Consider the following 23,449-nt stretch of genomic DNA (forward strand, 5'->3'; position numbering starts at 1 on the left):
CAGGACCAGAGCCCGGCGACTGGCTATTTCTCTATTCTAGTGAAGTCATCTCCGCACTAGTGAAGTCATCGGCGTATCGCTTCACTGGGGCTTCAACCCCTTCTAGAAGTTCTCGGTACGGCTCGATTGCCTTGCACAACTCGTCATGCTTGGCGGGGTCTATCAGGGCGTGGTCGATGAGGGAAACCCGCTTCGGCTTCTCGGGCAGGGCGAACAGGCAGAGAACCAGCGCGTTCCGAAGGTACAGAATCAACTTGCCCAGCATTTCTTCCATACCGCCGTGCGGCTCAACCACCTTCTTCAGCTGCTTCTCGGTTAGGCTATCGCCGTGAACGTACTTGCTGCGGATGGTGTAGCCGTCGGCTATTAGTGCCTTTGTCTCGACTGGGTTGATGCCAACGAAGCCCAACAGTTTCGGAAGCCGAATGCTCAGCTTGAAATTAATAACGTCCTTGTCCGTCATAAACAGACTTTCAATACCCATCACCGCCTCTGCGATTCGCCACTCTACCAAGCCGACATCCGAAAGGGCTTTCATGTAGCGATGGAAAGCAATGGCAAGGTGATTGACCCGAGTCTGTTCGACCTGCGCCAACTCACGCCCGAATCGTTTGGACAGCAGTGCGCACAGCTTGGTAAACCGGGCGACATTCGACGCCCCTACCCTGGCCGGCGGGTTCTTGTGACCCGGCTCGTCCGTGGTATACATGGAAGCCGGCAAGCCGCCGAATTCGGTATCTCGGTATACCGCCGCCGTGATTGCAACTCCGCTCGGGATGGCAAGCCGCATGATGGCATTCGCCCATTCGGCAATTGCAATCAACTCGGCTTCGTTCTCCTCGAAGTCGTCGGATTCGCACTTGCCCTCTACCTTGACGAAGGCGTCAACGAAACCCGGGGCAGGGTCCGCACGAAATCCGACCGTCTCTTCGTAGCAAAAATCGGCTGCGACCGGGCGGCGGAATGTCAGCTTGTAATTTCCGAGTTGAAGTGAAAAAGGCTCATCTTGAACCACCATACCCACGACTTGTAACTCCGGGTGGCTCTCGAAGGTTCTCGCGCACTTCGGACCTTCGAAAAAGCCCGCCCGCCTCTCCTCCGCTTCCGCTTCGCTCAGCGGCTCGCCCTTGAGCGTGGCTTCGATGTGTTTGGCCAAGTGCCAGCACAAATTGAACGAGTCAACCCCCTTCGCCAGCAGCTCGGCCGCTTCTGGTTCTTTCTCCAGCGTTTTCGCTACCTTCTTCGCTGCACTTCCCCAGAGCTCCCGGGTAACAATGCTGTGCTTCCCGGCCCGGCTCGTCATGCCCAGTTTCGGGCTATAGCTGATTTCCGTTGTCGTATGCCGGCTGACGGTGGCCGCTCCCGGCTTCAGCGTGCCAGCCGCCTTCTGTTCCATCGCCTTCGCAAGGCCGATTTCGGCCAAGCGGCGCAGGAGTACCAAGCAGCGTTCCCGGTCGGTTGCTTCCATGGTACTTCCTTCTGTGCGTGTCCCTGAACTACGCCAACGGGAAAGACGGTCAATCCCCGGGCGAGGTTCGGGTTTCCAGTCAGTCGAGAGCGCAACTGCCAAGATGGCTGGACGAGCGGTGCAGGTAATCTGATGCACTGCGACCTGAGCAGGAGGGTGTAACGGTCAACCCCTCACCACCTCTCTGCGCCCACAGGGCGTCCACCCCAAAAGCTCCAGCCCACCGTAACCGCTGCACCCTCGGGACCTTGCGCCCCCGGCTTTTCTTCGCCCGGACACCTCCCTGCTCACCCGCTAGAACCCTCCGCTCCCCCGCTCGCGTTACCGGACCGCCCACCAGTCGAGCGGTTGACCTGCCGAGGATTCCTGAGTGCCGACCGTCCGCCTGACCGAGACCACGACCCGAGGCGTCTTCCAGGGGAGCAACGGCTGCTTGTACGAGCGGTCGGACGGGGTGGAACGAAAGTGCAGCCGGTGCGGGCGGTGGACCCAGACGACCTACCGCTGGGCGGACCAGAACATCTGCGACCGCCACCTCCGGGTGGTAACTTGGGCCGTCATCCGGGTGACGACCACCTTCGCATTCCGGCCGCTCCCGGCGGCGGTCTACGGCGACCCGCCCCCTGCTCGGGTTTTGCGAAGGGGCGACACGCTCGTCGTGGGCGGGGTTCCGACCCGGGTAGGCCGGTTCGACCGCTTCCCGCTGACCACCGGCGGGTTCGTCATGGTCCCCAGGAGCCGGTGGGCTTGGGCGTGAACCACATCATCATCAAGGAGACGCCGATGGAAGTTGAGACGGCAGAACTGACCGAGGTCCAGCGCCGCGAGTTGTTTGCAGCCCTGGTCGCCGCACAGGACGAGGGCCTGGGTGTGAAGAAGTCGCGGCAGGCTGTCGCGGCCCGGTTCGGGGTGGACGCCGAGACGGTGGTCGAAGTCGAGGACGAGGGCCTCGACAAGGAGTGGCCACCGCTCGGCAAGAAGTAACGGCCAGCCCGGGGTCAGGCCGTGCGGATGCCGGCAACGAGGTCGAGGTACTGGGCGAACGCCTCCGGCCCGCCGCACGCGCGGACCGCCTCGGCCACTTTCCGGGCCTGCTCGACCCCGCCGCTCGCCGCCACCGCGCCGTTCACCAGGGCGACGTTCGACAATACGGTGGTCACCGCGACCGGGGCCGGGGCCTGGGCGACGGGTGCCGCGACCGGAGCGCTGGCGGGCTTCGACGGGGCCACCGCAGCCTTCGGGGTCTGACCCGGCTTCCGCTTCAGCTCGCCCCGGATGTTGTAGACCGAGGCGCGGATGCTCGTGTCCGAGGCAGTGAGACCCTGGGCCTTCGCCTTAGCGACGACCTCGTCGGCGCTCAGGTCCAGGTCGGCCGACAGGATGGCCCGGACGACCGACGAGACGGACGGGCTCGCGGGCTTCGCCGGCGCGGTCGTGCGGGCCGCGGCCAGGACCGGCTTCGCGGCGGGGACCTTCTGCTTGAGCTTCTTCCGAACGGTGTAGACGGTCCCGCGGATGACCGCGTCGGGAGCCTTCAGGCCCTTGGCCTTGGCCTTCGTGATGACCTCGTCGGCGCTCAGGTTGATGTTGGACGAGAGGATGTCGCGGACGACGGACCAGACGGTCGGGGCTGGCGCGGTGGCCATGTAGGACGGACTCCGGGGCGACGTGGGTGGGGCCGTCCTGCCCTGGGGGTTCTCCTCACAGGTGTCGTAGTGTCACGTCGGTCCGGCGACAACCCCCACTGGTGTCAGGGCTTACGCATCCGGGCGGTCGGACTGGACTACTTCCCGTCGCTGGAGAGCCACTGGGCGAGGGCGTCCGCGGCATCGTCAGCAGGAGGAGCCTGGGGCTCGGCGGCTGGCGTCGGCGCGGACGACTTGCGGGCCTTCCACTCCGCGAACCACTTCGACGTGGAGGACCCGAGGGCGTGGCCCGTGCCGGCCGTCTGGTCGTGCGAGAAGGTGAGAGTGCTGACGTTCATGGACCTTCGTGATTGTGAGGGTGAAGACGTTTGCGGGGCCGCTATGGTGTTCCGCGCCGGGGTGGTCAACCCCAAGCCCTGCTGCGCAGGTGGGCGGCGGGTTGGGGCCGAGCATGAGGGTAATCATCTCGGCACGGCAAGAAAGATGAGCGGGTCGGGCGGATTATCTGGGGGCGCCGGTCAGGCGCCCCAGTACCGGGCGGCGAACCGCTCGGCCCTTCGCTTCGCGTACCAGCGGCACTTCGCCTCGCTGCCCACCAGCCGCCGCTTCCTGCTGACATCGCCCTGCTTCTTAATGGCTGTATCCCCCTGCGAGGAGTACCACACCATTGAACGGTACAGGACCCGCGGCTTGCGCCATCAGGACGACTGAGCGGTGTCCGGCACGACGGCGTCATCGCCCCGCACGTGTCGCCGCGCGCCGCACCCCTGGGCTGCGCGGAGCACGAGGAGGAGGCCCGCCAGCACAGCGGCCGTCACCGCCAGCGGGCTCCGCACCCGCCACGAGTACGCGGGCGGCTCGACCGGCGACCAGTCCACCGAGTCGATGACCCCGCCCGGGTACTGCGCCGTCGGCACGCCCGGCTTCCCGAGCATGGTCTCGTACCCGTCCACCACGGTGATGCGCCCGTGGTAGGTGGTCCAGGTGATGACCCGGGGTAGGGCGCAGCTGAAGCTGAACGTCGTGCTCCGGTCGTGCTCCAGGCGGTAGTCCTCGGGCGGGGCGCCGACAACCCTCTCGGCCTCGGCCAGTGTCATCCCCGCGCGGAGCCGGTCGGCCACTTCTCGGCTGGTGTCCGGGCCGGCCCGGGCGAACCAGATGCCGGTGAGGATGCCCCACGCCAGGATGCCGAGGAGGGCGACGGGCGTCATAAACCGGAACATACACTGACCCGGGCGGCGTGTGTTTCGCAACTGTAGGTCACGTAAAGGTTCGCTGCGGTCGGCTGAGCAGGGGGCACCATGACCGAGTCCGATTGGGCCACCTCGACCGACCCCCTTGCGATGCTCTCGTTCCTCCGGGACCGCGGGCCGGTGAGCGAGCGGAAGTTGCGGCTGTTCGCCGTCTCGTGCTGCCGCCTCATCTGGCCGCTCATCGACGACGCGACGAGCCGACGGGCAGTCGAGGTCGCGGAGCGGTTCGCGGACGGCCTCGCCACCGACCGGGACCTCATCGTCTTCTCCCGCGGCAGGTACTTCGAGGCCAAGACGCTGTCGAACACCTTGTCGAGCGCGACCGCAGCGGCTGGGTGGGCAGTCTCGTCGCCGTTCGACGTTCGAGAAGTGGAGTTGAGTGCACGGCACGCCCAAGACGCTTCGTACTTCAACGCCTCGACCACGACCGACTACGAGAACGAGGCAGGTGCCATCGAGCGAATGCTCAACGGTGCTAAAGAAGCCGCCAGACGCGAGCAGTGCGACGCACTGCGCGACATCTTCGGCAACCCCTTCCACCCCGTCGTCTTCTCCCCCGAGTGGCGCACCGAGGCCGTCGTGGCCCTGGCCCGCGGCATCTACGAGGAGCGGGCGTGGGACAGGATGCCCGTCCTGGCGGACGCTCTTGAGGACGCAGGTTGCGACTGCATCGAGTTGCTGGAGTACTGCCGGGGGCCGAACACTCACGTTCGAGGCTGCTGGCTGGTAGACTTGGTGCTGGGCAAGACCTGAGCAGGAGAGCACCACTCGGAGACCGACCATGACGCCTCGCCTGCTCACCGTCGCCTTCCTCGCCGCCGCGTGCCCGGTCGCCGCCGCCCCCATCCCCGAGGCCGCAAAGGAGCAGCCCCTCTACTTCCCGACAACGGTCGGGGCGAAGTGGGTGTACGAGCGCGCGGGCGTGGAGCAGGAGCCGGTCCGGGTCGTGTCAGTTGAGAAGTCGGGTAAAGAGGTGGTCGTAAGTCGGGCCGGGGCCGACGGAACCGCGTGGCGGTATGCGAAGGTGTTCGTGTCGCCTGCCGGGCTGCGGGAGAGTCGGTTGACACCAACGGGTAAGTCGGAGGTGGTGTGGGTGCTGAAGCTGCCGCTGAAGGCTGGAGAGTCGTGGGCCGTTGGCGAAATGAAGAGGACGGTACACGGGCCGGAGGCGGTGGACGTGCCGGCAGGTCGGTTCCAGGCCGTAAAGGTCGTCGACGAGCACGATAGCGGGGCACAACTGGTGGCGTGGTACGCGCCGGGTGTCGGACGGGTGAAGCAGGCGTCGGTCTCCCCGAAGGGGAAGGAGACTGTCACCCTGTTGCTGAAGTCGTTCACCCCGGGCCGGCCCTAGCCGCATCAGCAGGAAGGCCTTCCAGACTTCCCGCCTCGGCGCCGCCGCCCGGACCGGGTACGCTGCGGCGACCCGTGGAGGCCCAGGATGATGCGCCTGCTCGCCGCTCTCGCCGTCGGTCTCGTTCTGGTGACCGCTGACGCCCCGGCTGCTCCTGTCGCCCCGCCGCCGCGGGAGGTCGCACACTACTTCCCGACGACGGTAGGGGCGAGGTGGGTCTATGTGCTGAGCAGAGAGGGCGAGCGGGACATCGAATCCGAGTTGGAGGTGACCGCCGTCCGGAACCGGCGAGACGGGGCCAGGGCAGTGACGACCTACCACAAGTACGGGGCGGGGTACGTCCCATACCAGATGCTGAACGTGTCCGCGCGGGGCGTCGGGGTGGTCGCGGCCATCGGTGGCGACTTCGGGGAACCGTTCTGGCTGCTCCGGACGCCCGCCGAGGCCGGGAAGAAGTGGGACGTGGTCCTCGACATCGTCGGGGTCGGCGTCGTGCGGACGGCGAAGGCGACGGCCCACGGCCCCGAGTGGGTCGAGGTCCCGGCCGGCAAGTACAGGGCTGTCCGAGTGGAGATGGACCTCACCTTCCGCGACGAGCGCCGCGTGACGACGACGTGGTACGCGGCCGGAATTGGGATGGTGAAGGAGAAGGTTGAGGAAGTGAATGGCACCACGGTCGAAGTGCTGAAGTCCTTCACCCCCGGCAAGGACGCAACCCCGTGACCAAGCTCACCCTCCCCCTCCTGCTCATCTTCTTCACGGCGCTAGCCGCGGCGGCGCCCATCCCGGACGCGGCGAAGGCGACGGTGCTGTACTTCCCGACGAAGGTCGGGGCGAAGTGGACGTACACCCACAGCTACAAGAACCTACCGGAACACGAGACGGTCGATGGCGTGGTCGCCGTCGAGGAGGGGGCCGAAGGGACCAAGGTCGTCACCATCGGCCGACTCGCAGCAAAGGGTGGCCTCGGCCCGAACTGGCGGATGGTGGTTTCCAGCCGAGGGCTCTTCTGGAGCGAGAATCTGGCCAACGGGGGGCGACCCGACGACTCGGTGTGCGCCCTGAAACTCCCTCACCGGGATGGGCAGACCTGGATGCCCGGAGGACCGGACGCACGGGCGACGGCGTGGGGCCCGGTGCGGGTCACGGTCCCCGCCGGGGAGTTCAGCTGCATCCAGGTCGTGTCCCGGTGGCAACTTCTGCCGCCCGCGACCGAGTGGTATGCCCCAGGCGTCGGCCTCGTGAAGCGGCAGTCCCCCGACGCACTTGCCGTCCTGAAGTCCTTCGCCCCGGCGAAAGATTGACCCGCGGGTCCGCGGGAAGGGGAAGAACGACGAGGCCCGCAGCACTCGCCGCGGGCCTCGGTGGATGAGCAGGGAGGTGTGCCGGCGGGCCGCTCAGGCACCCGCCTTCAGCTTCTTGACCACCGCCTCGCCCACCCCCGCCGCGCTCGCCGGATTCTGTCCCGTGATGAGCAGGCCGTCCTCGACGACGTAGCTCTTGAAGGGCACGCTCGACTTGTCGTAGTCGGCCCCCCGCTTCTTGAGCTCCTCCTCCAAGTTGTACGGCACCGCATCTTCACGCTTCGCCAGTCCCTCCTCCGTCCACGAGAACCCGGTCAGCTTCTTGCCGCGGACAAGGTAGTCGCCACCGCTCAGCTTCATCTCCAGCAGTCCGGCGGGGCCGTGGCAGACGGCCGACACGACCTTGCCGGCCTCGAACAGCCGGGTCGTCAACTCGGCCAAGGCAGCGCTCTTCGGGAAGTCGAAGCAGACCCCGTGGCCCCCGGTCATGTAGATGGCGTCGTAGTCCGTCGGGTCGGCGCCCCGGACCTTCATCGTGTTCACGAGCCGGTCCATGAACGCCCGGTCGGCGTAGTGCTCGTGGACCTTCCCTGGGAGCCCGACGGCGTGGCCCATCTCCTGCAACATCAGGCTCTCGGGGTCGATGGGGACGTAGCCCCCCGCCGGGCTGGCGATGTCCACCCGGTAGCCGGCTTCCTCCACCACGTCGAGGAAGTGGGTCAGCTCCCCGAGCCACAGCCCGGTCCGGTAGCCGACCTTCTCGTACTCCCCGACGTTGGTGACGACTGCCAGGATGCGGTTCGTCGGCATGAGAGCCCTCCACGGTGTGGTGTGAGAGGCTGTGGCAAGTTTCGGGCCAGTTCGAGCGCTCACTACGGGGCGAGCGTGGGGTCCCCCAGTATCTCAGCAACGGCCCGCTGCACCCGCCGCTTCCGGTCCGCCGAGACGGGGACTCCCGCTAGCATCATCAAGTAGAACGGGCGCAAGTCGAGAGGCAGCTGCTGGTCGATGAGCAGGGAGAGCTCGGAGCCGATGGCCTCGGGCTCGACCGACGACGGGGTCGTCATCCCCAGGATGGGCTCGATGCCGAGCGGCCTTGCGACGTTGGCCTTCGCCTTGTTCCGCGCCAGCCACTTCGCGTACGGGCGGCAGTGCTCGCCGTCGGCGCAGGGCGTCCCCTCGTGACAGCTTCTGCACGGTGGGTCTCGTCGGCTGACGTGGTCACGATAGTAGTTGAGTGCCCGGTTCTTGGCATTGGTCATCAGGAAGCTCTCCAGGCGGCGGTTGGGGTCGTAAGCCGGGATTGCCTCAAGACTCCAGACGATTACTTGTTGTGAGAAGTCCTCGGGCGAGCCGACGTGGGTGCCGAACTTGCGGTACAGGACCTTGGCGGCGTGAGCGGTCGCGGCGAGGAACTCGGCCTCGCTGATAGTCGGAGGCAACGTCACCTCGACGACCACCGATTGAAGTCCCAGCGGTCAATGTCGTCGGCTGAATCGGTCTCGGCGGACGGGGCCATGTCGTCCAGCCCGAAGCAGGCTGCGATGCCCTGCTCGACGGCCGACGGGGCCGGGGTCGAGGCCGGGCTGGCCGGTGCTTCAGGGGCAAGCAGGTCGCGCCCCTCGTGGTTCAGCACGGTCGCCTTCCCGTTGTTCAGGACGACCGACGACAGGCCGTGCAGGATGCGGCCACCGACGCTCCCGCCGGTGAACTGCTTCGTTGCCGTGTCGTAGATGAGATGCAGCTTCATGTTCTCCTCGTGGGTGGATGCCGCCGGCCGGGCCGACGACATTTCTTGAATCTTCTGTCTCAGCGCGCTCGTTGTGTCACCGCCGGCTTCTGGCGCCCACGGCGCTCACTCGACGTGCTTCCAGGCCTGTCGCGCTAGCACCTTGTCGACCGACCGGACGGAGACACCGAACGCCGCCGCGAGGGCGACCGAGGTCTCACCGGCTCGCCCCTGCGCTCGCATCGCGCGCACCCGGTCGTCCGTCAGCTTCGCGGCCGGGTTGCGCTCGCCCTTCATGTGGTCGAAGGGGACCAAGCGCATCTGGTGCGCGAGGCGGACGTTTTGACCGATGGTCAGCCAGACCAAGTTCTGGGGCCGGTTGTCGTCCTTCACCGCGTTGATGTGGTGGCAGACGTAGCGTGACGGGGGCGGACCGAGGAAGGCGAGGGCAACCAGCCGATGCACGGCGGCGCTCCTGCGTCCCCGCTCGCCGCGGACGTTGACCTGCTTGTACCCCTTGTGGGTCGTGGTGCCGTCGAGGATGTGGTTCCGCCGGGTGTTCCGGATGCGGCCGAACGAACTCGCCTCGTAGCCTGGGAAGCCCGGGATGGACTTCCACTCCTCTTCGTTGCTCGTCATGGTGTTGACCTCCATCAGGGAACTACCCCGGGTGGCCCGCTCGACTTCTCATTTGGTTTGGCGGCTTTCCGCAACTGATGTGCTTGCAGGAGGAAGGGGAAACCGGGTCAATGGACGACTGCGTACTGCCAAATCGGGAGCCGCCTTGAGGGTGCGGAACGAGCACCTTCGGCGGGCGTCTCAGCAGAACCTGGATGGTGAGCAGGGGAGGCCGCTGTGGAGTGGCAGCAGACCATCGCCGGCCTCCTACTGGCCCTCGGCAGCTGGGTGTCCCTGCTGAACTGGGTCGTGCTCCTCGTGTCCTGGCGCACCGGCAAGTTCCACTCGGCCATCCCCTTCGTCGGCGGGTTCTGCCTCGGTGTCGGCGCCCTACTGCTCCCACCGCTCCGGCCGTACGCCTGGGCGGCGGTCCTCCTCGACTGGGGGACCATCGTGGTCGTCCTGTCCCTCCCGAGCGTCGTGCAGGAGTTGTGGGAGACCAGCTGGTTCAACTTGGTGGAGGAGTGCGTTGGGGTGCGGGGCCGGACGACCGTCCGGTTGCGTCTCTTCCGCCGTGGGGTCGTCGTCATCAACTGGGACATCGCCCGACCGAAGGGCGAGCACGGGCTGGTCGGCATGGGCCAACTCGGCCGCTGGGAGCAGGGCGAAGACCGACTCACACTGCGGCTGGGTGACGACGAGGCCGTCCTCGTGCCGCTGGACGGCCCCCCGGGGTGGCGACCGTCGGTCTGGTTCGGGTTCTGTCGGAACTCGGAGGACCTGTATGGCGACGGGCTGGAGCTCCGGCGACGGTATCCGACTGCGACCTGAACTCGGCCGTCCTCGTCAGGCGTCGCTCACGTCGAGCGACCCCCCATCGACCACGAACTCCAGCAGCCGCTTCAGGAGCCGCGCCTGGGCGGGCTGGGCGAAGAAATCCCGCAGCTGCCCTTCGGCTGAGATGCCGCTCGACCCGCGGGGGCCGGCTACAATCTTGGCCTTCCTGCTCATGGCCTCCTTCAAGGCACGCGCGAACTCGACCGTGTGCGACGGCATGAACGACCCGCGTGGAGCGCGAAACCCGGTCGTCTCAGCGAGGGCGACGGCCTTCCGGAAGCTGACCGCCGGCAGCACAAGCATCTTACCTGGCTTGTCTTCGTCGAACTCGGCCTCGGAGCTCACGAACCGAGTGGTGTTCAAGGTCAAACGGACCTTCTTCAGCTGCATGGAACCTCGTGGGGTGTGTTGGCGCCCCGCGGCCAAGCACCAGGAAAGTTGTCCGAGACCTGACCCGACCTCGGGGGCGCGTCAGTCAATACACCGCGGTACTCCAAGAGCCTCGAAGAATCTCGGGACGCCCGACCCACCAAACCCTCGTGGTGGGACCGGCCCGGTGTATTTACCCAGTGGGAACCCTGAATCCGAGTAGAGGAGTCGATGAAGAAGTACGCGGTAGCGCTGGACCCGGTCGCCGTAGGGCGGATGCGAGAGGAGTCTCGAAAAATCGCAGCCAGGGAGAACCGGGATGTGTCCTGGGTCAGCCTGCTGCGGGGGTTGATGACGGACTACTTGGCGGGCCGACAGAACGTCGTCGTGCCGGCCCCGACCGGGAGCGGCCGGTGAGCCAGTACAGCATCACTCTCTCGCCGAATGCCTGGGAGCATCGGCCGAAGGCGTTCAAGATGCAGGAGAAGGACTGGCAGACTGCCGCGGAGGTTGTGCGGCGGCGGGGTTATAGCCCTTCCGCGTTCGCCGGGCTCGACCGCCGCAGCACGAAGCTGTTCGGGGAACTGCTCGGGCAGGCTCTTGAGCAGGGAACCGTGCCGAGGGGGACTCACGACATGCTGGGCCGGCTACACACGTTCCTGGCGGGCGCCGGCGCCGGCGGGTTCGTGATTACGCGGGGCTGGGCGTGGTGACGGCCGGCGGGTTACCCTTCCTACTCATTCGACCATCGACCAGTGGTCGTCCCCGCTCTCGTCGTAAGACCGCCGTTCCACACCGCCGGTCCGGCACCTGAAGTAGGCCAGCTGCCGGACGGCGGTCCCGTCACGGGTGACGACCCAGAAGTACGAGTACCCGCCCTCGGCCTGTCCGTCGTCTGACCAGACTTCGACGGCGGGATGAACCTCGACCAACTGATTGAACGCGACGGTGGCCCGCACCGCCTCCTCGGCTGACATCAGCGTTCCTCACTCGCTCGGCGGGTAGAACTCCCGCCCGTCGTCCGGGTGGGTGACGGTGAGCCGGAACCGCAGGTCGCGCACGAACAAGTCCACGGCCTTGCCCACCTCCGGGCTCGCCACTGCTCTCGCACAGGCTTGAAAGTACGCTTCGGCCACTTCCCGATGCTCACCCGTGGTCCCAGCCGCTGCCTCGTAGGCCGGCCGCATCTCCTGGCCCAGTTCGGCCACCGGGGTCCAGGCGGGAAGCTCGTCGGTGTACCAGTACCGACCCCACGCCGCCATCTCCCGCGGGTCGAGCAGTCTCCCGTCGGCGTCCGCCTCGGCGGCGGTCAAGATGCCCAACTGGAGGATGCCGTTCCACGGGTGGCAGTCGACCGCCAGTCGGACGACCGGGACGCCCAGGAGGTCGGCTGCGGCCTCGGTGAGGGCGGCGGCGAGGGCCGCGGCGAGCCGGCGGGTCCAGGCGTCGGGGACGGGCGCGTCGATGGTCGCATCCTCTCGGCAGGGCCGGCTACGACTTCCACTCGGCCCAGTGCTCGACCACGACGCCGCCCCGCACCACTGCGAGCCCGGAGACGTATGCGAAGGAGTTCCGGTCCCCGAACTCGTACTCCCACAACTCGTCGCCGGGCCGGAGCTTCGCGCTCACCTCGGCCTCCCGCTCCTTGGCTCGCTCCCGCAACGGCTTCGGGAGCTTGCTCCAGTCGTCGCCCAGCCACTTGAGGACGTACTCCCGGTAGGTGGTCCTCCGCTTGAGCGAGGCCGTCACCGGGTCGCGGGAGCGACTGCCGTTGGCCTCCTGCCACGCGGCCTCGGCTTCCCGGCACGCGGGGCAGTACCAGACCTCGACGAACGGACCCGGAGACCGACCGCCCTGGGTGTAGAACGGCCCGGACGCAGCGTTCGGGAACCGGTCGCGCCTGGTGCGGAGGTACTCATCGGCGTAGGCGACGTGCCCCCCAATGACCTCGGCTGTGCCGGCCATCAACTCGTCACCGTGGAGCTCGCACACTCGGAGCGCGGCGAAAATTTCGTCGCCGCCCAGCCGAAGGTCGGGGCGAGCGTCGAAGAACCGGTTGAGCTCCCGCTCGTGCCAGTACCGGAGCCGACCGGCCTGCCGAGCCTGCCGCACGAACTTCCGGTACTCGTCCGCGCCGAGGAAGGCGGCGAGGTCCAAACGGAACGTCGCGGCGTCCATGACACGGCCTCTGGCCTCACTCGAAGTTGTACACGGTCACGCTCACCCCACGTCCGCACAGCTGCTCCGCGACGAGCGGCTCGACGCGGCTCCAGTCGCCGCCGGCGTTTGACACCGCGCCAGACGGTCGAGTTCGGGTCAGCCGCCCGAGCGGGGAAACCGCTCAGCCGTGAGACGGAAGAACCCGTGCCCGAGGAAGATGAGCCCCATCCCGCCCGTCAAGGCGGTCAGCATCACGTGCACTTCCTTGTACGTCCAGACGGCGAGGGCCAGGAACAGGACGCCCATCACGACCCCGAGCATTCCCGAGGACCACACCTGGCGGTCCGCGGTTCGCATCACCCGGGCGTTGCTGTCCACCATGCGGCCGAGCAGGAGGACCCGGTCCTCACACGCCCCCGGGCACGCGAGCCCGGCCCCGGTGTCGGCCGCGCACGCGGCGCAGACGCCCTTCCCGCAGGCCCGGCAGATGCCGACCGCCGGCGCGGCCTGGTGGGCGAAGCAGTTCATCTGTGCCACCCGGGTCGTCTACGGGGCCGTCTTGAGCAAGACGGCCGGCACGCCATCATCCCGGCTCAACCGCCCCGGTACAACCACCAACCCATTCAAGTCGCACCACACCGCCCGGCCGGCTCCGTCGCCGCCCCGCACCTCGCTCCGGGGCATCGGTCGAGCCGCCCGTGATGTTCCGCTGGGTTTAGGTGAGACTGGGGCACCTCGAAACACCCATCGCTCCTGCTCCCCTGTCGCTCCCGTGACGGCCGGGGCGCCCGCCTCCGGGTAATGGAAAAACCCCCCTATATGTCAGTGCCCCCGACGACGTGTCGGTGGCCGCGGCCGGCGAAACCGGCCACGTCGTGCCGGAACACTCGTGGCCGAAAAGGCCGCGGGCCGGGCGACACCCCCGCGAGCCGCGGGCCGACGTTCGGCCCCGGGGAACGCGGGACACACTCCCCGACTCGGGTTTACCCGGTCGGGCCGGAGGAATCACAATGTCCGACCCCTTCATGTCCGCCCTGCTCGGTGCCCGCGAGGTCAAGGCGTCCGCCCGCGTCAAGCACGGTAACGAGACCCGCACCATCGTCATGCGGGACACCGTCCCGACCGACCTGTCCGACGGGGCGTTCATGGACGCCGCCCGCTCGGGCGGGGTCAACCTGTCCGTCCGGGTCAACACGTCGGACGACCGCGCCCGCACCATCACCGGCAAGGACGTGCGGGGCGCCGCCGCGGCGTCCGCTACCGGGGCCGTGCTCGGGTACGTCGCGGGCGAAGTGCCGGACGCGGTCAAGCGGCGGGGCCGGGCGACCCCGTCCGTGAACGGGACGCCGGCCGAAGCCCAGTCGTGACCCGCCCGCGGAGTGGTCCCGGCACGCCCGCCGGGACTAACGCGCCGTCCGGTCACAAGCCCGGACGCGGGAACCCTGGAGTCTACTCGTGCGATACAACCCCCGCGGCAGCATCGTCCGCACGATGCGACTGACCGACCGTGAGACGACGGACGACGGCGCGGAGGTCGTCCGCACCATCTCCGGCGCCGGCGTCATCGTCCGCATCCAGCCGGCCGTCCCGGGGATGAAACCCGGCGCCGTCCGTCGGGCGTTCGTCCGGGCCGCGGAAGCGCTGGGGTGCGTCCCGACCGCGGTGGAGTTCAACCACGGGCACTACGACGCCGCCGGGAAGCCCATCAGCGACGGCGCCCCGTCGGCGTATCAGGTCATCGGGAACGTGCCGGACCTGTTGCGGCTCGTGGAACACTTCTCCGTTTCGGGCTGGCACTACGCCATGTCCGTCCCGGTGCGGGTGAACGCCCAGGGCGCCGGCCCGGAAAAGGTCCGTCCGTCTTCGGGAAGTGCGTTCGGAAAACCCGAGACCGTCCGCGGAACCGCGGCCCAGCTGTACCGCGACCGAACCGACCGGCACGCCGCCGCGGTCAAGGCCGGCGAGTTGTAGACAGAGACCGACAACACGAACCGCATCGGCCCGGGGGTCCAGGCCATTCACGGTGACGCATCCCGGTCGTAAGCCGTCCGCTGGCAGGGACTTGGCCAAGCCAGGGAGAGGGCGCGCCCATGCTGTTCGGTGGGGTCTTCGAGCGGTTCCTAGAGGAGAGCCCGCTCAGCGTGATGTCCCGGGCGACCATCGAGCACGCCCTCTCGGCCTCGGCCCTCGACGCGCTGTTCGACCGGACCGCCGAGCGCGGGTACACCCGGGAGTTGCTGTTCTCCACGACGGTCGATCTGATGACCCTGGTGGTCGGCGGCAAGGCCCTCCACGTCCAGGCCGCCTACCGGCACCTGCGGGACCGCGTCCCGGTCACCCTCAAGTGCGTCTACGACAAGCTCCGGAACATCGAGACGGGCGTGTCCGCGGGGCTGGTCGCGCACGTGTCGGGCCGGTGCGAGGGGCTGATCACCGCGCTGGGCGGGGGGTGCAAGAGCCTGCTGCCGGGCTACCGGGTGCGGGTCCTCGACGGCAACCACCTGGCCGCCACCCAGCGGCGGCTGGGCGTCACCCGGGGGCACACCGCCGGCCCCTTGCCCGGGCAGAGTTTGGTCGTGCTCGACCCGGCCCTGATGCTGGTCACCGACATCGTCCCGTGCGAGGACGCCCACACCCAGGAGCGGGCGCTGATCGACCAGATTGTGCCGCTGGTGCGGGAGCGGGACGTGTGGGTCGCGGACCGCAACTTCTGCACGGCGGAGTTCCTGTGTGAGGTGGCCGCCCGGCGGGCCTACGTCGTCATCCGACGCCACGGGAACCTGAGCGTCGAGGCCGAAGCCGGGTACGGGGCCGAGGTCGCGACGGACCGGGGCTGGGTGGGCGAGCGGCGGGTCTGGGTCTGCTGGGGTGGGGCGCGGTTGGTGCGCCTGCGGCAGGTGCGGGTGCGGCTGCGGGCGCCGACCGCGGACGGGGACGCGGAGGTGGAGATCCTGACCAACCTGCCGGCGAAGGTGCCGGCCAAGAAGGTGGCCGAGATCTACCTCAAGCGGTGGAAGATCGAGGGGGCCTTCCACGAGTTGACAGTCGCCTTGAACTGTGAGGTGAACACCCTGGGGTACCCCAGGGCCGCGCTGTTCGGGTTCTGCGTGGCGGTGGCCGCGTACAACGTGCTGGCCGTACTGAAGGCGGCCCTGCGGGCGGTGCATGGTGAGAAGAAGGTGCAGGAGGAGGTGTCGGGGTATTACCTGGCGCTGGAGTGGGCGATGGTGTACGCGGGGATGATGATCGCCCTGCCCGCGTCGGAATGGGAGGCGTTCGGTCCGATGCCCAGCCCGGAGTTGGCCGGCCACCTCCGCGAGTGGGCGGGCAAGGTCGACCTTGGGAGGATCAAGAAAGCGCCGCCCCGGAAGCCGACGAGGACGGCGACCCGACGGATCAAGGACAAGAGCCCACATGTTTCCACGGCCCGGTTGCTCGACGAGGGGAAGAAGACCCGTCAGGCGAAAGTCAGCCGGAATCCGTGAGTCTCACACCGTGAATGGCCTGGCCCGGGGGTCAAACCCCGGGCCGTTTTCGTTTTCAGGCGTCCGCCAGATGCGGCCGGGCGGCGTCCCGCACGCGGCCCGGGTTCGCCCGACGCGCGTGATGTCGCCCGGTTGCTCACGCGGTCGCGCGGGATGCGCCCACTCGCGCGGGTTTTTGACCGCGCGCTGTCTCGTTCATTTTAATTCGGTCTTCGGTCCGTAGGTCTCGGGCCGTTTGCCCTTCCTGCTCAGCAACGGACACCACGAACAACTCACAGGCCGAAACGGCGGGTCCGCCCGCCGTCCGCGTGTCAGGCACGCGCCGACGAGGCCGGTTCACCTCAACTACGCGGGGCGGGGTGCTGTCACACCCCGCCCCGCTGGTTTTCCCCAGCTGTCACTGGAGAAGACGATGGCGAAGGTACGTCCCAGGAAGGCGACGGTCAATGTCCGTGTCGAGACGAACTCCCAGGTCAGCATCACCGTTCGAGTCAAGTCTGAGCAGGAGAGGTTGGCGTTGAAGTTCGGCCAGGGCAACGCGAAGCTCTCGCAGGCCATCACCACGTTCAGCCTGCCCGCCGGCCACAGCTGCCCGTTCGCGCGCCAGTGCCTGAGCAAGTCGGACCGCGGAACCGGCATCATCAGGGACGGGAAGCACGTCCGCTTCCGGTGTTACGCCGCCACGATGGAGGCGCGGCGCCCCTCGGTGCGGCGGGCGCGGTGGCATAACTACGACCAGCTGCGGGCGTGCCGGTCGGCCGAGGAGATGGCCCGGCTCATCCTCGACTCGCTGACCCCGTTCGCCGGGTGGGTGCGGGTCCACGACTCCGGCGAGTTCTACTCGCAGGTCTACTTCGACGCCTGGGTGTTGGTCGCCCAGACCCGGCCGAGGACGACCTTCTACGCCTACACGAAGGCGCTCCCGTTCTGGCTCCAGCGGCTCGCCCTGGTCGGTGACGGGTACGAGCCGGGCGCCGTTCCGAACCTCGTGCTGACGGCCTCCCACGGCGGGACGCACGACCACTTCATTCGGGAGCACCGGCTCCGGTCGGCCAGCGTCGTGTACTCCCAGGTCGAGGCCGACGACCAGGGCCTGGAGGTCGACCACGACGACACGCACGCGATGGAGCACGGGTACGACTTCGCCTTGCTCTTGCACGGCCAGCAGCCGGCCGGGAGTGAGGCCGCGAAGGCCGCGCGGGCTCTGCGGGACGCCGGGTTCAGCGGGTACGGCAAGTCGCGGTTCCCCTTGAGCGTCATCTAGCCCACGTCCATCAGCAGGAGAGCAGCATGGCCGCGAAGAACAGGTTGCCGCCGTCGGTCGTGTCCGGCCTGCGGCTCGTCTGGCAGCTGGCCGCGTCGGTCCGCGAGGCCGTTGCCGAGGTCGTGGAGGACGACGTGGTGGACGACGACAAGTGCGAGGAGGCCATCACCCACGCCCGGGACATCGGCGCCCTGGTGAACCGCATCCTCCGCGGGGCCGGGGCCGAGGGACTGGGGGACATTCGGCCGCTGGACGGGGCCGGGACGGACGACAGGTAGCCCCCCGAATGCGGGAGGACGGTCGTCACCCGCCAGGGAGAAGGGTCCGTCCGCTGTGTTCCTCGACGACCTCCCACCGGAGGAAGGTGGCGACCAGCCGGGCCAGGGCCTCGTACCAGTCCTCGTCACCATCCCCGCACACGATTTCCACGACGTTGATAGTCGAAGGTAGGTCGTTACTGACGGCGTAGTTCCCGGTCATGCTCGCCTGCGCGAGAACGAGGGAGACCCACGGTGAACCGGGTGCGTTCCGGAACTCCACCGACTTATCCTGCATGAGTTCGGGCAAGCTCCGGAGGTACTCGACCAGCGGCCCGAGTGGGGTGGACCGGGAGTAGTTCGGGTCCGGCCGGATGGTCAGATACCACGACATCGCCGCTACCTCGTGTGGCAGCAGTCCATCCTACCACCCCGCCATCCACTTGCCGGACTGGCGGGACCTCCTCGGCGACCGCCCCGTCCCGCTGACCAACCTGTTCCTAATCCCACGGACCGCCCCCCGGCGACGGCGGTGGCGTCCGGCCACGCACGGAGTCTGCATCATGCGCGTCGTGAAGCCGGTGACGTTGAAGCGGAACACCGCCCGGCTGCTGGCGGTCGCCCGTCGCCTCGCCGCCGGGGCCATCTCGCAGAACAAGGCCGAGTTCCACGCCGTCGGCCGGGCCGTCCTCCGCGCCGTCCTGGGCCACCTGGGCGTCGAGGGCGACGTTCGGTCCTGCAAAGGTGGGCCGGCCGTGGCCGGCGAGGTCATCCTGCACACCGAAGCCGTGTACGTCTGCTTGACGGTGCCGTACGGCGGCGGGCTCCAGTTCTACTACCGGACGGTTAAGGGCCGGACGGACTACTGCGGCGGCACGAACAACTGGTTCACGTTCGAGAGGCTTGCGGGCGACCCGCTGGCGTTCGTCGAGAGCCTGCGCGGCCTGTGCCCTCATCTTCAGCAGGAGAGCAGCCATGTAGACGGCCGCTGACCTCCTGCGTGCCCTCGCCCACCTCCACGCGGGTCTGCCCGTCGCGTTGCTGGTGATGCAGACCGACGGCGACCAGTACGCGATGCCGGTCGAGCGGGTCGTGAAGCGGCCGGCGGCGGTGGTGCTGAAGCGGTACGGGCTCGAAGTCGACCTCGACCGCAACGGGCCGGTCGCCCTGGTGTCCGCCATCGAGCACGATTGAGGACAAGGCCATGAACATCATCACCGTGGGCGCCCGCGTGAAATACCGGCGGACGTTCCTCCAGTCCATCAGCTGCTTCACCGGCCCGCTGCCGTACGCAAGGGGCCGGGTTGTCGACATCACGAGCTTGGGAAAGGACATCCTCCTGGCCCGCATTGCCTGGGACGGCCTGGGCAACGTGCCCGAGCGGGTCAACGCCGCCAACCTGACGTACGAGAGCGACCCCGAGCGGGCCTGACGGACGACGAGTTCGAGCATCAGCCGAGGAGGCCGCGACGGCCTCCTCGTTCGTTTCACCCCCACCAGGAGACCAACATGGACACCGTCACCACCCTGCCCGCGAAGTTGCGGCGGCTCAAGGAGGCCCGGCTCAGGCAGCACGTCGCGTCCGAGAAGGACTCGGCGCTGGCGAACGTGAAGTATTACGCCCGGCTGGTGCAGCAGTACACGGACGCGCTGGAGAAGGCAGAGGAGGCGACCGCCGAGAAGGTCGAGAAGTGGGCCGAGGCCCTGTTCCTGCTCAAGCGGGCCGGGTTCAAGGCCCGGACGACGACCTACGGCCTGGACATCGCCATCGACATCAAGGAGAAGAGGCTCGCGGACGTGACCCGGGTTCTGGGGCACCTGGACGAGGCGACGATGGACAAGGAGGTCGTCGACGGCGAGAAGCGGCTCGTGCGGGTCAGCATCAGCCCGGCGAGGTACAAGTTCGTGACGGTCAGGTACGTCCGGAAGCTCAAGGACGGCGACCAGTGCCGCATCGTCACGACCGAGGTTCCCGCGCGAGTCGAGTTCGCCCTGGTCTGCGACCGCTAAGCCGAGACGGAATCCGGGCGTTCACCCGAAGGTGTCTTGTCTTGGCCGGGTTGCCGGAGTGGGCTGTCCCATCTGAGCGGCCTGACGTGCTTGCTGTTCATCGTGTGGAGGAGCAGTCACCCACCACCCCACTGTTCTCTGCTAAACAGTACGCGCGCCGAGCGACTAACGGCAACCACTTCGGCAAGATTCCGCCTCTCGACATCCTGAACTCAACCACCTTCAGCAGGGAGAACGGCATGGGTACGCGCGCGATGATTCTGGTCCTCGGCCAGACCGACGACCACCAGACTCTGGGCCGGGACAAGGACGCGGTGAAGGCCATCCGCCTCCACAACCACGGCGACGGCGGGCCGACCAACATCCTCGACGACCTTGTGGAGGCCACCCGCTACTGCGAGGGCTTCCTCCTCAAGCGGATGGCGTACCTGAGCCACCGGCTGGGGCGGGACGCCACGGCTTTCGACCTGCCGGCCTGCGTCTGGGCCGAGAGCGTGAAGTTCGCCGGGCTGGGGGTGTTCGGGCCGACGACCATCCACGACGCGGTGAACGTCGAGGACCGACACGACCCGGGTGCGCCGCGGGCGGTCTTCATGGGGGACGCCGCCCTGGACGACAACCTGCGGTGGGGAAACCAAGGCGACTTGGAGTGGTTGTACCTCATCGACGTGAAGGCCAGCACCATCACGGTCTACGGCGGCGACTACGGGGACCCAGAGGAGCACCTGGGCGTCGGCCCGGTGGACCCCCGCCTGGAAACATTGTCGTTCGAGGACAGCTACCAGCCCACGCGCCTCATCCAGATTACCCGAGCCATGAAGAGCCTGCGGGACGCGGGCTGGTCCATCACCCCCGGCAAGCGGAAGCGGGGCCTGACCACCACGTGGTTGAACAAGCTGCTCTACCGGGCGGTGTGCAAGCTGACCGTGGACATCCCGGACGACTGGAGGACCGAGGCGGTATTCGGACTGACGAGCGGCATCCTCAACGACCGGGTCTGGGGTCGGTGCGGGGTGCTCGCGGACGCCCTGGACGACGCGGGCTGTAACGACGGCGAGTTGCTGGCGGGTCTTCGTGCCCTCGCCGCCTGACGCCTACCACCTTCAGCAGGAGGGCCGTTCGGCCCGACTCCATCCCGTTCCCACCACTGACAACAGGAGGCCCTCCATGAGGGACCCGCCACCCGTACGCGCCGATGCCGACTGGCTGAACCGTCGACCACCCATCGCGCGCCGTCGGCCGCTCTTCGTCGCGTGCCACCACTGCGGAAGGCGCTTCCCGGCCTGGACGTGCGCGGCTTGTCAGCTGACGGTCTGCGAAACCCACCGCGACGGTTGCCCGGAATGCGGGACCGAGCGGTAGCTTCCCGACTTCCCTGAACCCCTCGACCCGAGGTGCTTCGTGACCGAGCCGCATGTGCTCGCAGTCCTCCTGTTGGCTGGCGCGCTCCAGACGGACTTCTTCGCGGTCGTCTTCGCGCTGGCGTTCGTCATCGCCTTCCTCCTCGCCGCCATCTTGGGCGACGACTGACCCCTGCTGTTTCCTGCTCACCCGCCCGCCACGGCACCCGTGCGCGGCCGGGCCTTCGTTCCCTCCATCGAGTGCCCCATGATTCAGTTCAGCTGCCCGACCTGCTACTCCCGCTACACCGTCGACGACGACCGTACCGGCCAACGAACGACCTGCCCGCGGTGTCGGACCCGACTCGTCGTCCCAGTTCCGGCCTCGACTCGGAGCCGGCCCCCGGCGAAGGCCGTCGTCATGCTCGCCGCGATGTTCGTCGGCGGGCTCGCCGTCATCGGCCTCGGCGTGTACCTCGTCATCGTGCTACGGCCGAACCCGACCAAGGAACAGGTCGAGTCCCGCCTGCGCGAGACGCTGCCCCCCGGATACGAGGACTTCAAGACAGTGAGCTACGACCGGGAGCGCGGGGACCTCAAGTTCACCGTGACCTACCGCGACCACTTCGCTCCTGCGGGCGTCACCTACACGGTCAGCCGCTACCGGGGGCTGGAGGGGGGTCGCGGGGGCGGCGGGTGGCGCGTCTGTGTGGAGGGTCGAAAAAGGCTGTTGGAGCGGCCGTTCGAGCGGTGGCTGGTGGTGGAAGCGGTCTTCGACAGCAGCGGCAAGATGGTCCACAAGCAGGGGCTGACGACCGCGGGGCCTGCCGAGGCGGCGGCGAACGAGGAGCGGGCGTGGCTAATCGCGCTGGCGGTTCACGGGGCGTTCTGAACCGTGACGTGAACCCACCCCCCGGTCTCGCGCGTCAAGCCGACGCGGAGGGCCTGACGCGAGTGCCAGCATCGGCTACAGTGCCGTGGCCGGGGTGACACAGGGCGCCGGGACCGACCGCTGGAGGGCTGGCGTGACTGCCATCTACTACCCGGACTGCGAGGCCACGTCCGAGGACGGCCGGTACACACTCGAAGCCCGGTCGCCGCACAACGGAACTATTCCGTACCGTGACGGGCGGATGCCGATGGACGAGTTCCCCGCCAAGTACCGCCAGCACCAGCGGAACTTCCGATACCGGCTGCTCGACAACCGCGCGGCGGACCGGACGAGCCCGGACGGAATGGGCGTCATCTGGGAGCGGTGGCAACCGCTGCGGGAAAACTCGCCCCATGAAGTCGTGGTCTCTCCGGCCGGGTGGGCCGTCATCCGCACTCACGGGTTCGCGCCCGAGGTCATCGCCGTCGGGCCGGACGGTCGGGACCGAGCTCGGGTCCGCATCGCCGGGGCCGACTGGGACCGCGACGAGCCAGACGAAGATGAGAAGCCCAAAGCGCGAGAGGGCGTCGACTGGGTACTCCATCGGGCGTCCTTCTCCACCGCCGGGGTGTACTGGGCGGGCGACTCGTGGCGGTTCTTCTTCGAGCACGACAGCGCGCCGTACTTCTCGTGGCGGACGGCCTGGGGGGAGCGACTGGTCATCGACCTCGGCAAGGGGGTGCCGTACACGGGGGAGGGGCAGGTTCCTCCCGAACTCCACCGGGCAGCGACCGACGAGGAGAGGAGGCTGGTCGTTCAGTTCTTGGCGGGCATGACCCTCCGGATGGAGGAGGTCCGCGCTCTCATCAGCAGACGGGTGGCTGAGAACTACGCCGAGGACCCGCTGCTCCCCGACACCTTCCGGGTTCGAGCCGCCATCCACCTCGTCGGCGTTCACCGGCTCCGGGAGTGCGTCCCGTACCTACGCGCGTGGGAGGCCGTCGACTGGATGTCGTACTCCACGAGTTCGACCGCGTTGCGCCGGCACTGGTCCCTGGACGGGCAGATGTTCCGGCCGGTCGTCCACCACGCCCTGAAATTGCTCGGTGAAGTCCCGCGAGGCTTCCCGACCTACTACTTCGGTGCCGGTGAGTTCGGCGTCTCGCGGGAGCGGATGCACATGCCCGAACTCCTCGCGGACCGGCGCGACCGGGCGGCGGATGTGCAGCCGGGGATGGCCGCGGCGGACGTGCTCGGGCTCGTCGGGTCGCCGGACTTCGTCCGGCAGTGGTCGCGGAAGGTGGGGAAGCGTTACGAGTGGTCGGAGGTGTGGGAGTACGACTTCATCGAGGGGGAATCCTGGACGACGCTCCGGCTGACCTGGGACCAGGACGGGCAGGCGTGCCGGTTGACGGCCGTCGAACCGGTCCCGCCCGACTGGCTGGACAGCGACGAGCGGGTGTCCGAGTACCTGCGGCACTGAGCAG

37 protein-coding genes are annotated in these 23,449 nt (G+C 68.0%); 22 read left to right on the forward strand and 15 right to left on the reverse strand.

Annotated elements, in window-relative coordinates; translation table 11 throughout:
* Window positions 1-31 precede the first annotated feature (31 nt).
* Window positions 32-1,468, reverse strand: coding sequence for a HEPN domain-containing protein (locus tag ETAA1_RS12320; protein ID WP_145238304.1), 1,437 nt, complete (start codon window positions 1,466-1,468; stop codon window positions 32-34).
* Between the two features lie 370 nt (window positions 1,469-1,838).
* On the opposite strand from ETAA1_RS12320, the gene ETAA1_RS12325 reads away from it, so the two are divergent.
* A complete protein-coding gene (locus ETAA1_RS12325; protein WP_145238307.1) occupies window positions 1,839-2,225 on the forward strand; it encodes a hypothetical protein in 387 nt (128 codons plus the stop codon).
* A complete protein-coding gene (locus ETAA1_RS12330; protein ID WP_238389429.1) occupies window positions 2,222-2,452 on the forward strand; it encodes a hypothetical protein in 231 nt (76 codons plus the stop codon). The genes ETAA1_RS12325 and ETAA1_RS12330 overlap by 4 nt, the downstream gene beginning before the upstream one ends.
* A 14-nt stretch (window positions 2,453-2,466) precedes the next feature.
* On the opposite strand, the gene ETAA1_RS12335 is transcribed toward ETAA1_RS12330, so the two are convergent.
* From ETAA1_RS12335 to ETAA1_RS12345, 4 genes are all read right to left on the reverse strand, one after another.
* On the reverse strand, window positions 2,467-3,114 hold the full coding sequence (locus ETAA1_RS12335) for a hypothetical protein (protein WP_145238309.1): 648 nt from the start codon (window positions 3,112-3,114) through the stop codon (window positions 2,467-2,469).
* A 137-nt stretch (window positions 3,115-3,251) separates the two neighbouring features.
* Window positions 3,252-3,452: a hypothetical protein gene (locus tag ETAA1_RS12340; protein ID WP_145238312.1), complete on the reverse strand. Its 201-nt coding sequence runs from the start codon at window positions 3,450-3,452 to the stop codon at window positions 3,252-3,254.
* 180 nt (window positions 3,453-3,632) lie between these two features.
* The gene (locus ETAA1_RS31845; protein ID WP_202920842.1) at window positions 3,633-3,782 is read right to left on the reverse strand and encodes a hypothetical protein; all 150 of its coding nucleotides are present in this window, start codon (window positions 3,780-3,782) and stop codon (window positions 3,633-3,635) included.
* A gap of 30 nt (window positions 3,783-3,812) precedes the next feature.
* Window positions 3,813-4,337 (reverse strand): hypothetical protein, encoded by a 525-nt coding sequence (locus ETAA1_RS12345; RefSeq protein ID WP_145238315.1) that lies wholly within the window; start codon window positions 4,335-4,337, stop codon window positions 3,813-3,815.
* 78 nt (window positions 4,338-4,415) lie between these two features.
* On the opposite strand from ETAA1_RS12345, the gene ETAA1_RS32865 reads away from it, so the two are divergent.
* The 4 genes from ETAA1_RS32865 (at window position 4,416) to ETAA1_RS12365 (ending at window position 7,022) form a co-directional block, all read left to right on the forward strand.
* A complete protein-coding gene (locus tag ETAA1_RS32865) occupies window positions 4,416-5,120 on the forward strand; it encodes a hypothetical protein (RefSeq protein WP_238389430.1) in 705 nt (234 codons plus the stop codon).
* 28 nt (window positions 5,121-5,148) lie between these two features.
* Window positions 5,149-5,718 (forward strand): TapB family protein, encoded by a 570-nt coding sequence (locus ETAA1_RS12355; protein WP_145238318.1) that lies wholly within the window; start codon window positions 5,149-5,151, stop codon window positions 5,716-5,718.
* Between the two features lie 87 nt (window positions 5,719-5,805).
* Window positions 5,806-6,441 carry a hypothetical protein gene (locus tag ETAA1_RS12360; protein WP_145238321.1) on the forward strand — a complete coding sequence of 212 codons (636 nt, stop codon included), beginning with the start codon at window positions 5,806-5,808 and terminating at the stop codon, window positions 6,439-6,441.
* On the forward strand, window positions 6,438-7,022 hold the full coding sequence (locus ETAA1_RS12365; protein ID WP_145238323.1) for a hypothetical protein: 585 nt from the start codon (window positions 6,438-6,440) through the stop codon (window positions 7,020-7,022). Before ETAA1_RS12360 ends, ETAA1_RS12365 begins: the two co-directional genes overlap by 4 nt.
* A gap of 93 nt (window positions 7,023-7,115) precedes the next feature.
* Here ETAA1_RS12365 and ETAA1_RS12370 read toward each other — a convergent pair whose 3' ends face one another.
* From ETAA1_RS12370 to ETAA1_RS12385, 4 genes are all read right to left on the reverse strand, one after another.
* Entirely contained in the window at window positions 7,116-7,832 is a 717-nt protein-coding gene (locus ETAA1_RS12370) for a type 1 glutamine amidotransferase domain-containing protein (protein WP_145238326.1), read from the reverse strand.
* 62 nt (window positions 7,833-7,894) lie between these two features.
* Window positions 7,895-8,464, reverse strand: coding sequence for a sigma-70 family RNA polymerase sigma factor (locus ETAA1_RS12375; RefSeq protein WP_202920843.1), 570 nt, complete (start codon window positions 8,462-8,464; stop codon window positions 7,895-7,897).
* 2 nt (window positions 8,465-8,466) lie between these two features.
* Window positions 8,467-8,772, reverse strand: a complete 306-nt coding sequence (locus tag ETAA1_RS12380; RefSeq protein WP_145238332.1) for a hypothetical protein — start codon at window positions 8,770-8,772, stop codon at window positions 8,467-8,469.
* A gap of 105 nt (window positions 8,773-8,877) precedes the next feature.
* The gene (locus tag ETAA1_RS12385) at window positions 8,878-9,390 is read right to left on the reverse strand and encodes an NUMOD4 motif-containing HNH endonuclease (RefSeq protein ID WP_202920844.1); all 513 of its coding nucleotides are present in this window, start codon (window positions 9,388-9,390) and stop codon (window positions 8,878-8,880) included.
* 216 nt (window positions 9,391-9,606) lie between these two features.
* On the opposite strand from ETAA1_RS12385, the gene ETAA1_RS12390 reads away from it, so the two are divergent.
* On the forward strand, window positions 9,607-10,200 hold the full coding sequence (locus tag ETAA1_RS12390; RefSeq protein ID WP_145238361.1) for a hypothetical protein: 594 nt from the start codon (window positions 9,607-9,609) through the stop codon (window positions 10,198-10,200).
* A gap of 15 nt (window positions 10,201-10,215) precedes the next feature.
* Here the strand turns inward: ETAA1_RS12390 and ETAA1_RS12395 are convergent, their stop codons facing one another.
* Window positions 10,216-10,596: a hypothetical protein gene (locus ETAA1_RS12395; RefSeq protein WP_145238364.1), complete on the reverse strand. Its 381-nt coding sequence runs from the start codon at window positions 10,594-10,596 to the stop codon at window positions 10,216-10,218.
* A 210-nt stretch (window positions 10,597-10,806) separates the two neighbouring features.
* Here ETAA1_RS12395 and ETAA1_RS12400 point away from each other — a divergent pair, with 210 nt between their 5' ends.
* Together ETAA1_RS12400 and ETAA1_RS12405 are read left to right on the forward strand one after the other, a co-directional pair.
* Window positions 10,807-10,992: a hypothetical protein gene (locus tag ETAA1_RS12400; protein WP_145238367.1), complete on the forward strand. Its 186-nt coding sequence runs from the start codon at window positions 10,807-10,809 to the stop codon at window positions 10,990-10,992.
* A complete protein-coding gene (locus ETAA1_RS12405; protein WP_145238370.1) occupies window positions 10,989-11,288 on the forward strand; it encodes a hypothetical protein in 300 nt (99 codons plus the stop codon). Before ETAA1_RS12400 ends, ETAA1_RS12405 begins: the two co-directional genes overlap by 4 nt.
* Before the next feature lie 24 nt (window positions 11,289-11,312).
* Here the strand turns inward: ETAA1_RS12405 and ETAA1_RS12410 are convergent, their stop codons facing one another.
* The 4 genes from ETAA1_RS12410 to ETAA1_RS12430 all read right to left on the reverse strand — a co-directional run bounded on the left by ETAA1_RS12410 (window position 11,313) and on the right by ETAA1_RS12430 (window position 13,263).
* Complete coding sequence (locus ETAA1_RS12410) at window positions 11,313-11,552, reverse strand: hypothetical protein (RefSeq protein ID WP_145238373.1); 240 nt, start codon at window positions 11,550-11,552, stop codon at window positions 11,313-11,315.
* A gap of 9 nt (window positions 11,553-11,561) precedes the next feature.
* Window positions 11,562-11,888, reverse strand: coding sequence for a hypothetical protein (locus tag ETAA1_RS12415; RefSeq protein WP_145238376.1), 327 nt, complete (start codon window positions 11,886-11,888; stop codon window positions 11,562-11,564).
* A 178-nt stretch (window positions 11,889-12,066) separates the two neighbouring features.
* Window positions 12,067-12,753 (reverse strand): hypothetical protein, encoded by a 687-nt coding sequence (locus tag ETAA1_RS12420; protein WP_145238379.1) that lies wholly within the window; start codon window positions 12,751-12,753, stop codon window positions 12,067-12,069.
* Between the two features lie 138 nt (window positions 12,754-12,891).
* Complete coding sequence (locus ETAA1_RS12430; RefSeq protein ID WP_145238382.1) at window positions 12,892-13,263, reverse strand: hypothetical protein; 372 nt, start codon at window positions 13,261-13,263, stop codon at window positions 12,892-12,894.
* A 482-nt stretch (window positions 13,264-13,745) separates the two neighbouring features.
* Between ETAA1_RS12430 and ETAA1_RS12435 the strand changes: the two genes are divergently transcribed.
* From ETAA1_RS12435 to ETAA1_RS12455, 5 genes are all read left to right on the forward strand, one after another.
* Window positions 13,746-14,102, forward strand: a complete 357-nt coding sequence (locus ETAA1_RS12435) for a hypothetical protein (RefSeq protein WP_145238385.1) — start codon at window positions 13,746-13,748, stop codon at window positions 14,100-14,102.
* Between the two features lie 88 nt (window positions 14,103-14,190).
* Window positions 14,191-14,706 (forward strand): hypothetical protein, encoded by a 516-nt coding sequence (locus tag ETAA1_RS12440; RefSeq protein WP_145238388.1) that lies wholly within the window; start codon window positions 14,191-14,193, stop codon window positions 14,704-14,706.
* 119 nt (window positions 14,707-14,825) lie between these two features.
* Complete coding sequence (locus tag ETAA1_RS12445) at window positions 14,826-16,220, forward strand: transposase (protein WP_145233609.1); 1,395 nt, start codon at window positions 14,826-14,828, stop codon at window positions 16,218-16,220.
* Between the two features lie 412 nt (window positions 16,221-16,632).
* Window positions 16,633-17,484, forward strand: coding sequence for a GP88 family protein (locus tag ETAA1_RS12450; RefSeq protein WP_145238391.1), 852 nt, complete (start codon window positions 16,633-16,635; stop codon window positions 17,482-17,484).
* A gap of 26 nt (window positions 17,485-17,510) precedes the next feature.
* The gene (locus ETAA1_RS12455; RefSeq protein WP_145238394.1) at window positions 17,511-17,762 is read left to right on the forward strand and encodes a hypothetical protein; all 252 of its coding nucleotides are present in this window, start codon (window positions 17,511-17,513) and stop codon (window positions 17,760-17,762) included.
* A 25-nt stretch (window positions 17,763-17,787) separates the two neighbouring features.
* Here the strand turns inward: ETAA1_RS12455 and ETAA1_RS12460 are convergent, their stop codons facing one another.
* Window positions 17,788-18,135 (reverse strand): hypothetical protein, encoded by a 348-nt coding sequence (locus ETAA1_RS12460; protein WP_145238397.1) that lies wholly within the window; start codon window positions 18,133-18,135, stop codon window positions 17,788-17,790.
* Window positions 18,136-18,304: 169 nt separating this feature from the next.
* Here ETAA1_RS12460 and ETAA1_RS12465 point away from each other — a divergent pair, with 169 nt between their 5' ends.
* The 8 genes from ETAA1_RS12465 to ETAA1_RS31855 all read left to right on the forward strand — a co-directional run bounded on the left by ETAA1_RS12465 (window position 18,305) and on the right by ETAA1_RS31855 (window position 23,445).
* Window positions 18,305-18,733, forward strand: coding sequence for a hypothetical protein (locus ETAA1_RS12465; protein WP_145238399.1), 429 nt, complete (start codon window positions 18,305-18,307; stop codon window positions 18,731-18,733).
* 55 nt (window positions 18,734-18,788) lie between these two features.
* Window positions 18,789-18,935, forward strand: coding sequence for a hypothetical protein (locus ETAA1_RS31850; RefSeq protein WP_202920845.1), 147 nt, complete (start codon window positions 18,789-18,791; stop codon window positions 18,933-18,935).
* Window positions 18,936-18,945: 10 nt separating this feature from the next.
* Window positions 18,946-19,173: a hypothetical protein gene (locus tag ETAA1_RS12470; protein ID WP_145238402.1), complete on the forward strand. Its 228-nt coding sequence runs from the start codon at window positions 18,946-18,948 to the stop codon at window positions 19,171-19,173.
* 77 nt (window positions 19,174-19,250) lie between these two features.
* On the forward strand, window positions 19,251-19,751 hold the full coding sequence (locus tag ETAA1_RS12475) for a hypothetical protein (protein WP_145238405.1): 501 nt from the start codon (window positions 19,251-19,253) through the stop codon (window positions 19,749-19,751).
* Window positions 19,752-19,990: 239 nt separating this feature from the next.
* On the forward strand, window positions 19,991-20,842 hold the full coding sequence (locus tag ETAA1_RS12480) for a hypothetical protein (protein WP_145238408.1): 852 nt from the start codon (window positions 19,991-19,993) through the stop codon (window positions 20,840-20,842).
* A gap of 310 nt (window positions 20,843-21,152) precedes the next feature.
* The gene (locus tag ETAA1_RS33420; RefSeq protein ID WP_261342013.1) at window positions 21,153-21,281 is read left to right on the forward strand and encodes a hypothetical protein; all 129 of its coding nucleotides are present in this window, start codon (window positions 21,153-21,155) and stop codon (window positions 21,279-21,281) included.
* 231 nt (window positions 21,282-21,512) lie between these two features.
* Window positions 21,513-21,983 carry a hypothetical protein gene (locus tag ETAA1_RS12485; RefSeq protein WP_145238411.1) on the forward strand — a complete coding sequence of 157 codons (471 nt, stop codon included), beginning with the start codon at window positions 21,513-21,515 and terminating at the stop codon, window positions 21,981-21,983.
* A gap of 133 nt (window positions 21,984-22,116) precedes the next feature.
* On the forward strand, window positions 22,117-23,445 hold the full coding sequence (locus ETAA1_RS31855) for a hypothetical protein (protein WP_202920846.1): 1,329 nt from the start codon (window positions 22,117-22,119) through the stop codon (window positions 23,443-23,445).
* Window positions 23,446-23,449: the final 4 nt, after the last annotated feature.

Origin of the sequence: Urbifossiella limnaea, assembly GCF_007747215.1 — a bacterium.
GTDB classification, from domain to species: domain Bacteria; phylum Planctomycetota; class Planctomycetia; order Gemmatales; family Gemmataceae; genus Urbifossiella; species Urbifossiella limnaea.

Bases quoted from the DNA above. Each gene is read 5' to 3' on its own strand.
- ETAA1_RS12395 (WP_145238364.1), bottom strand. From the start codon at position 10,596: ATGCAGCTGAAGAAGGTCCGTTTGACCTTGAACACCACTCGGTTCGTG.
- ETAA1_RS12320 (WP_145238304.1), bottom strand. From the start codon at position 1,468: ATGGAAGCAACCGACCGGGAACGCTGCTTGGTACTCCTGCGCCGCTTG.
- ETAA1_RS12385 (WP_202920844.1), bottom strand. From the start codon at position 9,390: ATGACGAGCAACGAAGAGGAGTGGAAGTCCATCCCGGGCTTCCCAGGC.
- ETAA1_RS12435 (WP_145238385.1), top strand. From the start codon at position 13,746: ATGTCCGACCCCTTCATGTCCGCCCTGCTCGGTGCCCGCGAGGTCAAG.
- ETAA1_RS12430 (WP_145238382.1), bottom strand. From the start codon at position 13,263: ATGAACTGCTTCGCCCACCAGGCCGCGCCGGCGGTCGGCATCTGCCGG.
- ETAA1_RS12355 (WP_145238318.1), top strand. From the start codon at position 5,149: ATGACGCCTCGCCTGCTCACCGTCGCCTTCCTCGCCGCCGCGTGCCCG.
- ETAA1_RS12420 (WP_145238379.1), bottom strand. From the start codon at position 12,753: ATGGACGCCGCGACGTTCCGTTTGGACCTCGCCGCCTTCCTCGGCGCG.
- ETAA1_RS12400 (WP_145238367.1), top strand. From the start codon at position 10,807: ATGAAGAAGTACGCGGTAGCGCTGGACCCGGTCGCCGTAGGGCGGATG.
- ETAA1_RS12340 (WP_145238312.1), bottom strand. From the start codon at position 3,452: ATGAACGTCAGCACTCTCACCTTCTCGCACGACCAGACGGCCGGCACG.
- ETAA1_RS12410 (WP_145238373.1), bottom strand. From the start codon at position 11,552: ATGTCAGCCGAGGAGGCGGTGCGGGCCACCGTCGCGTTCAATCAGTTG.
- ETAA1_RS12465 (WP_145238399.1), top strand. From the start codon at position 18,305: ATGCGCGTCGTGAAGCCGGTGACGTTGAAGCGGAACACCGCCCGGCTG.
- ETAA1_RS32865 (WP_238389430.1), top strand. From the start codon at position 4,416: ATGACCGAGTCCGATTGGGCCACCTCGACCGACCCCCTTGCGATGCTC.
- ETAA1_RS12455 (WP_145238394.1), top strand. From the start codon at position 17,511: ATGGCCGCGAAGAACAGGTTGCCGCCGTCGGTCGTGTCCGGCCTGCGG.
- ETAA1_RS12480 (WP_145238408.1), top strand. From the start codon at position 19,991: ATGGGTACGCGCGCGATGATTCTGGTCCTCGGCCAGACCGACGACCAC.
- ETAA1_RS12360 (WP_145238321.1), top strand. From the start codon at position 5,806: ATGATGCGCCTGCTCGCCGCTCTCGCCGTCGGTCTCGTTCTGGTGACC.
- ETAA1_RS12475 (WP_145238405.1), top strand. From the start codon at position 19,251: ATGGACACCGTCACCACCCTGCCCGCGAAGTTGCGGCGGCTCAAGGAG.
- ETAA1_RS12445 (WP_145233609.1), top strand. From the start codon at position 14,826: ATGCTGTTCGGTGGGGTCTTCGAGCGGTTCCTAGAGGAGAGCCCGCTC.
- ETAA1_RS31850 (WP_202920845.1), top strand. From the start codon at position 18,789: ATGCAGACCGACGGCGACCAGTACGCGATGCCGGTCGAGCGGGTCGTG.
- ETAA1_RS12370 (WP_145238326.1), bottom strand. From the start codon at position 7,832: ATGCCGACGAACCGCATCCTGGCAGTCGTCACCAACGTCGGGGAGTAC.
- ETAA1_RS12345 (WP_145238315.1), bottom strand. From the start codon at position 4,337: ATGTTCCGGTTTATGACGCCCGTCGCCCTCCTCGGCATCCTGGCGTGG.
- ETAA1_RS12485 (WP_145238411.1), top strand. From the start codon at position 21,513: ATGCTCGCCGCGATGTTCGTCGGCGGGCTCGCCGTCATCGGCCTCGGC.
- ETAA1_RS31845 (WP_202920842.1), bottom strand. From the start codon at position 3,782: ATGGTGTGGTACTCCTCGCAGGGGGATACAGCCATTAAGAAGCAGGGC.
- ETAA1_RS12380 (WP_145238332.1), bottom strand. From the start codon at position 8,772: ATGAAGCTGCATCTCATCTACGACACGGCAACGAAGCAGTTCACCGGC.
- ETAA1_RS12450 (WP_145238391.1), top strand. From the start codon at position 16,633: ATGGCGAAGGTACGTCCCAGGAAGGCGACGGTCAATGTCCGTGTCGAG.
- ETAA1_RS12335 (WP_145238309.1), bottom strand. From the start codon at position 3,114: ATGGCCACCGCGCCAGCCCCGACCGTCTGGTCCGTCGTCCGCGACATC.
- ETAA1_RS12460 (WP_145238397.1), bottom strand. From the start codon at position 18,135: ATGTCGTGGTATCTGACCATCCGGCCGGACCCGAACTACTCCCGGTCC.
- ETAA1_RS12470 (WP_145238402.1), top strand. From the start codon at position 18,946: ATGAACATCATCACCGTGGGCGCCCGCGTGAAATACCGGCGGACGTTC.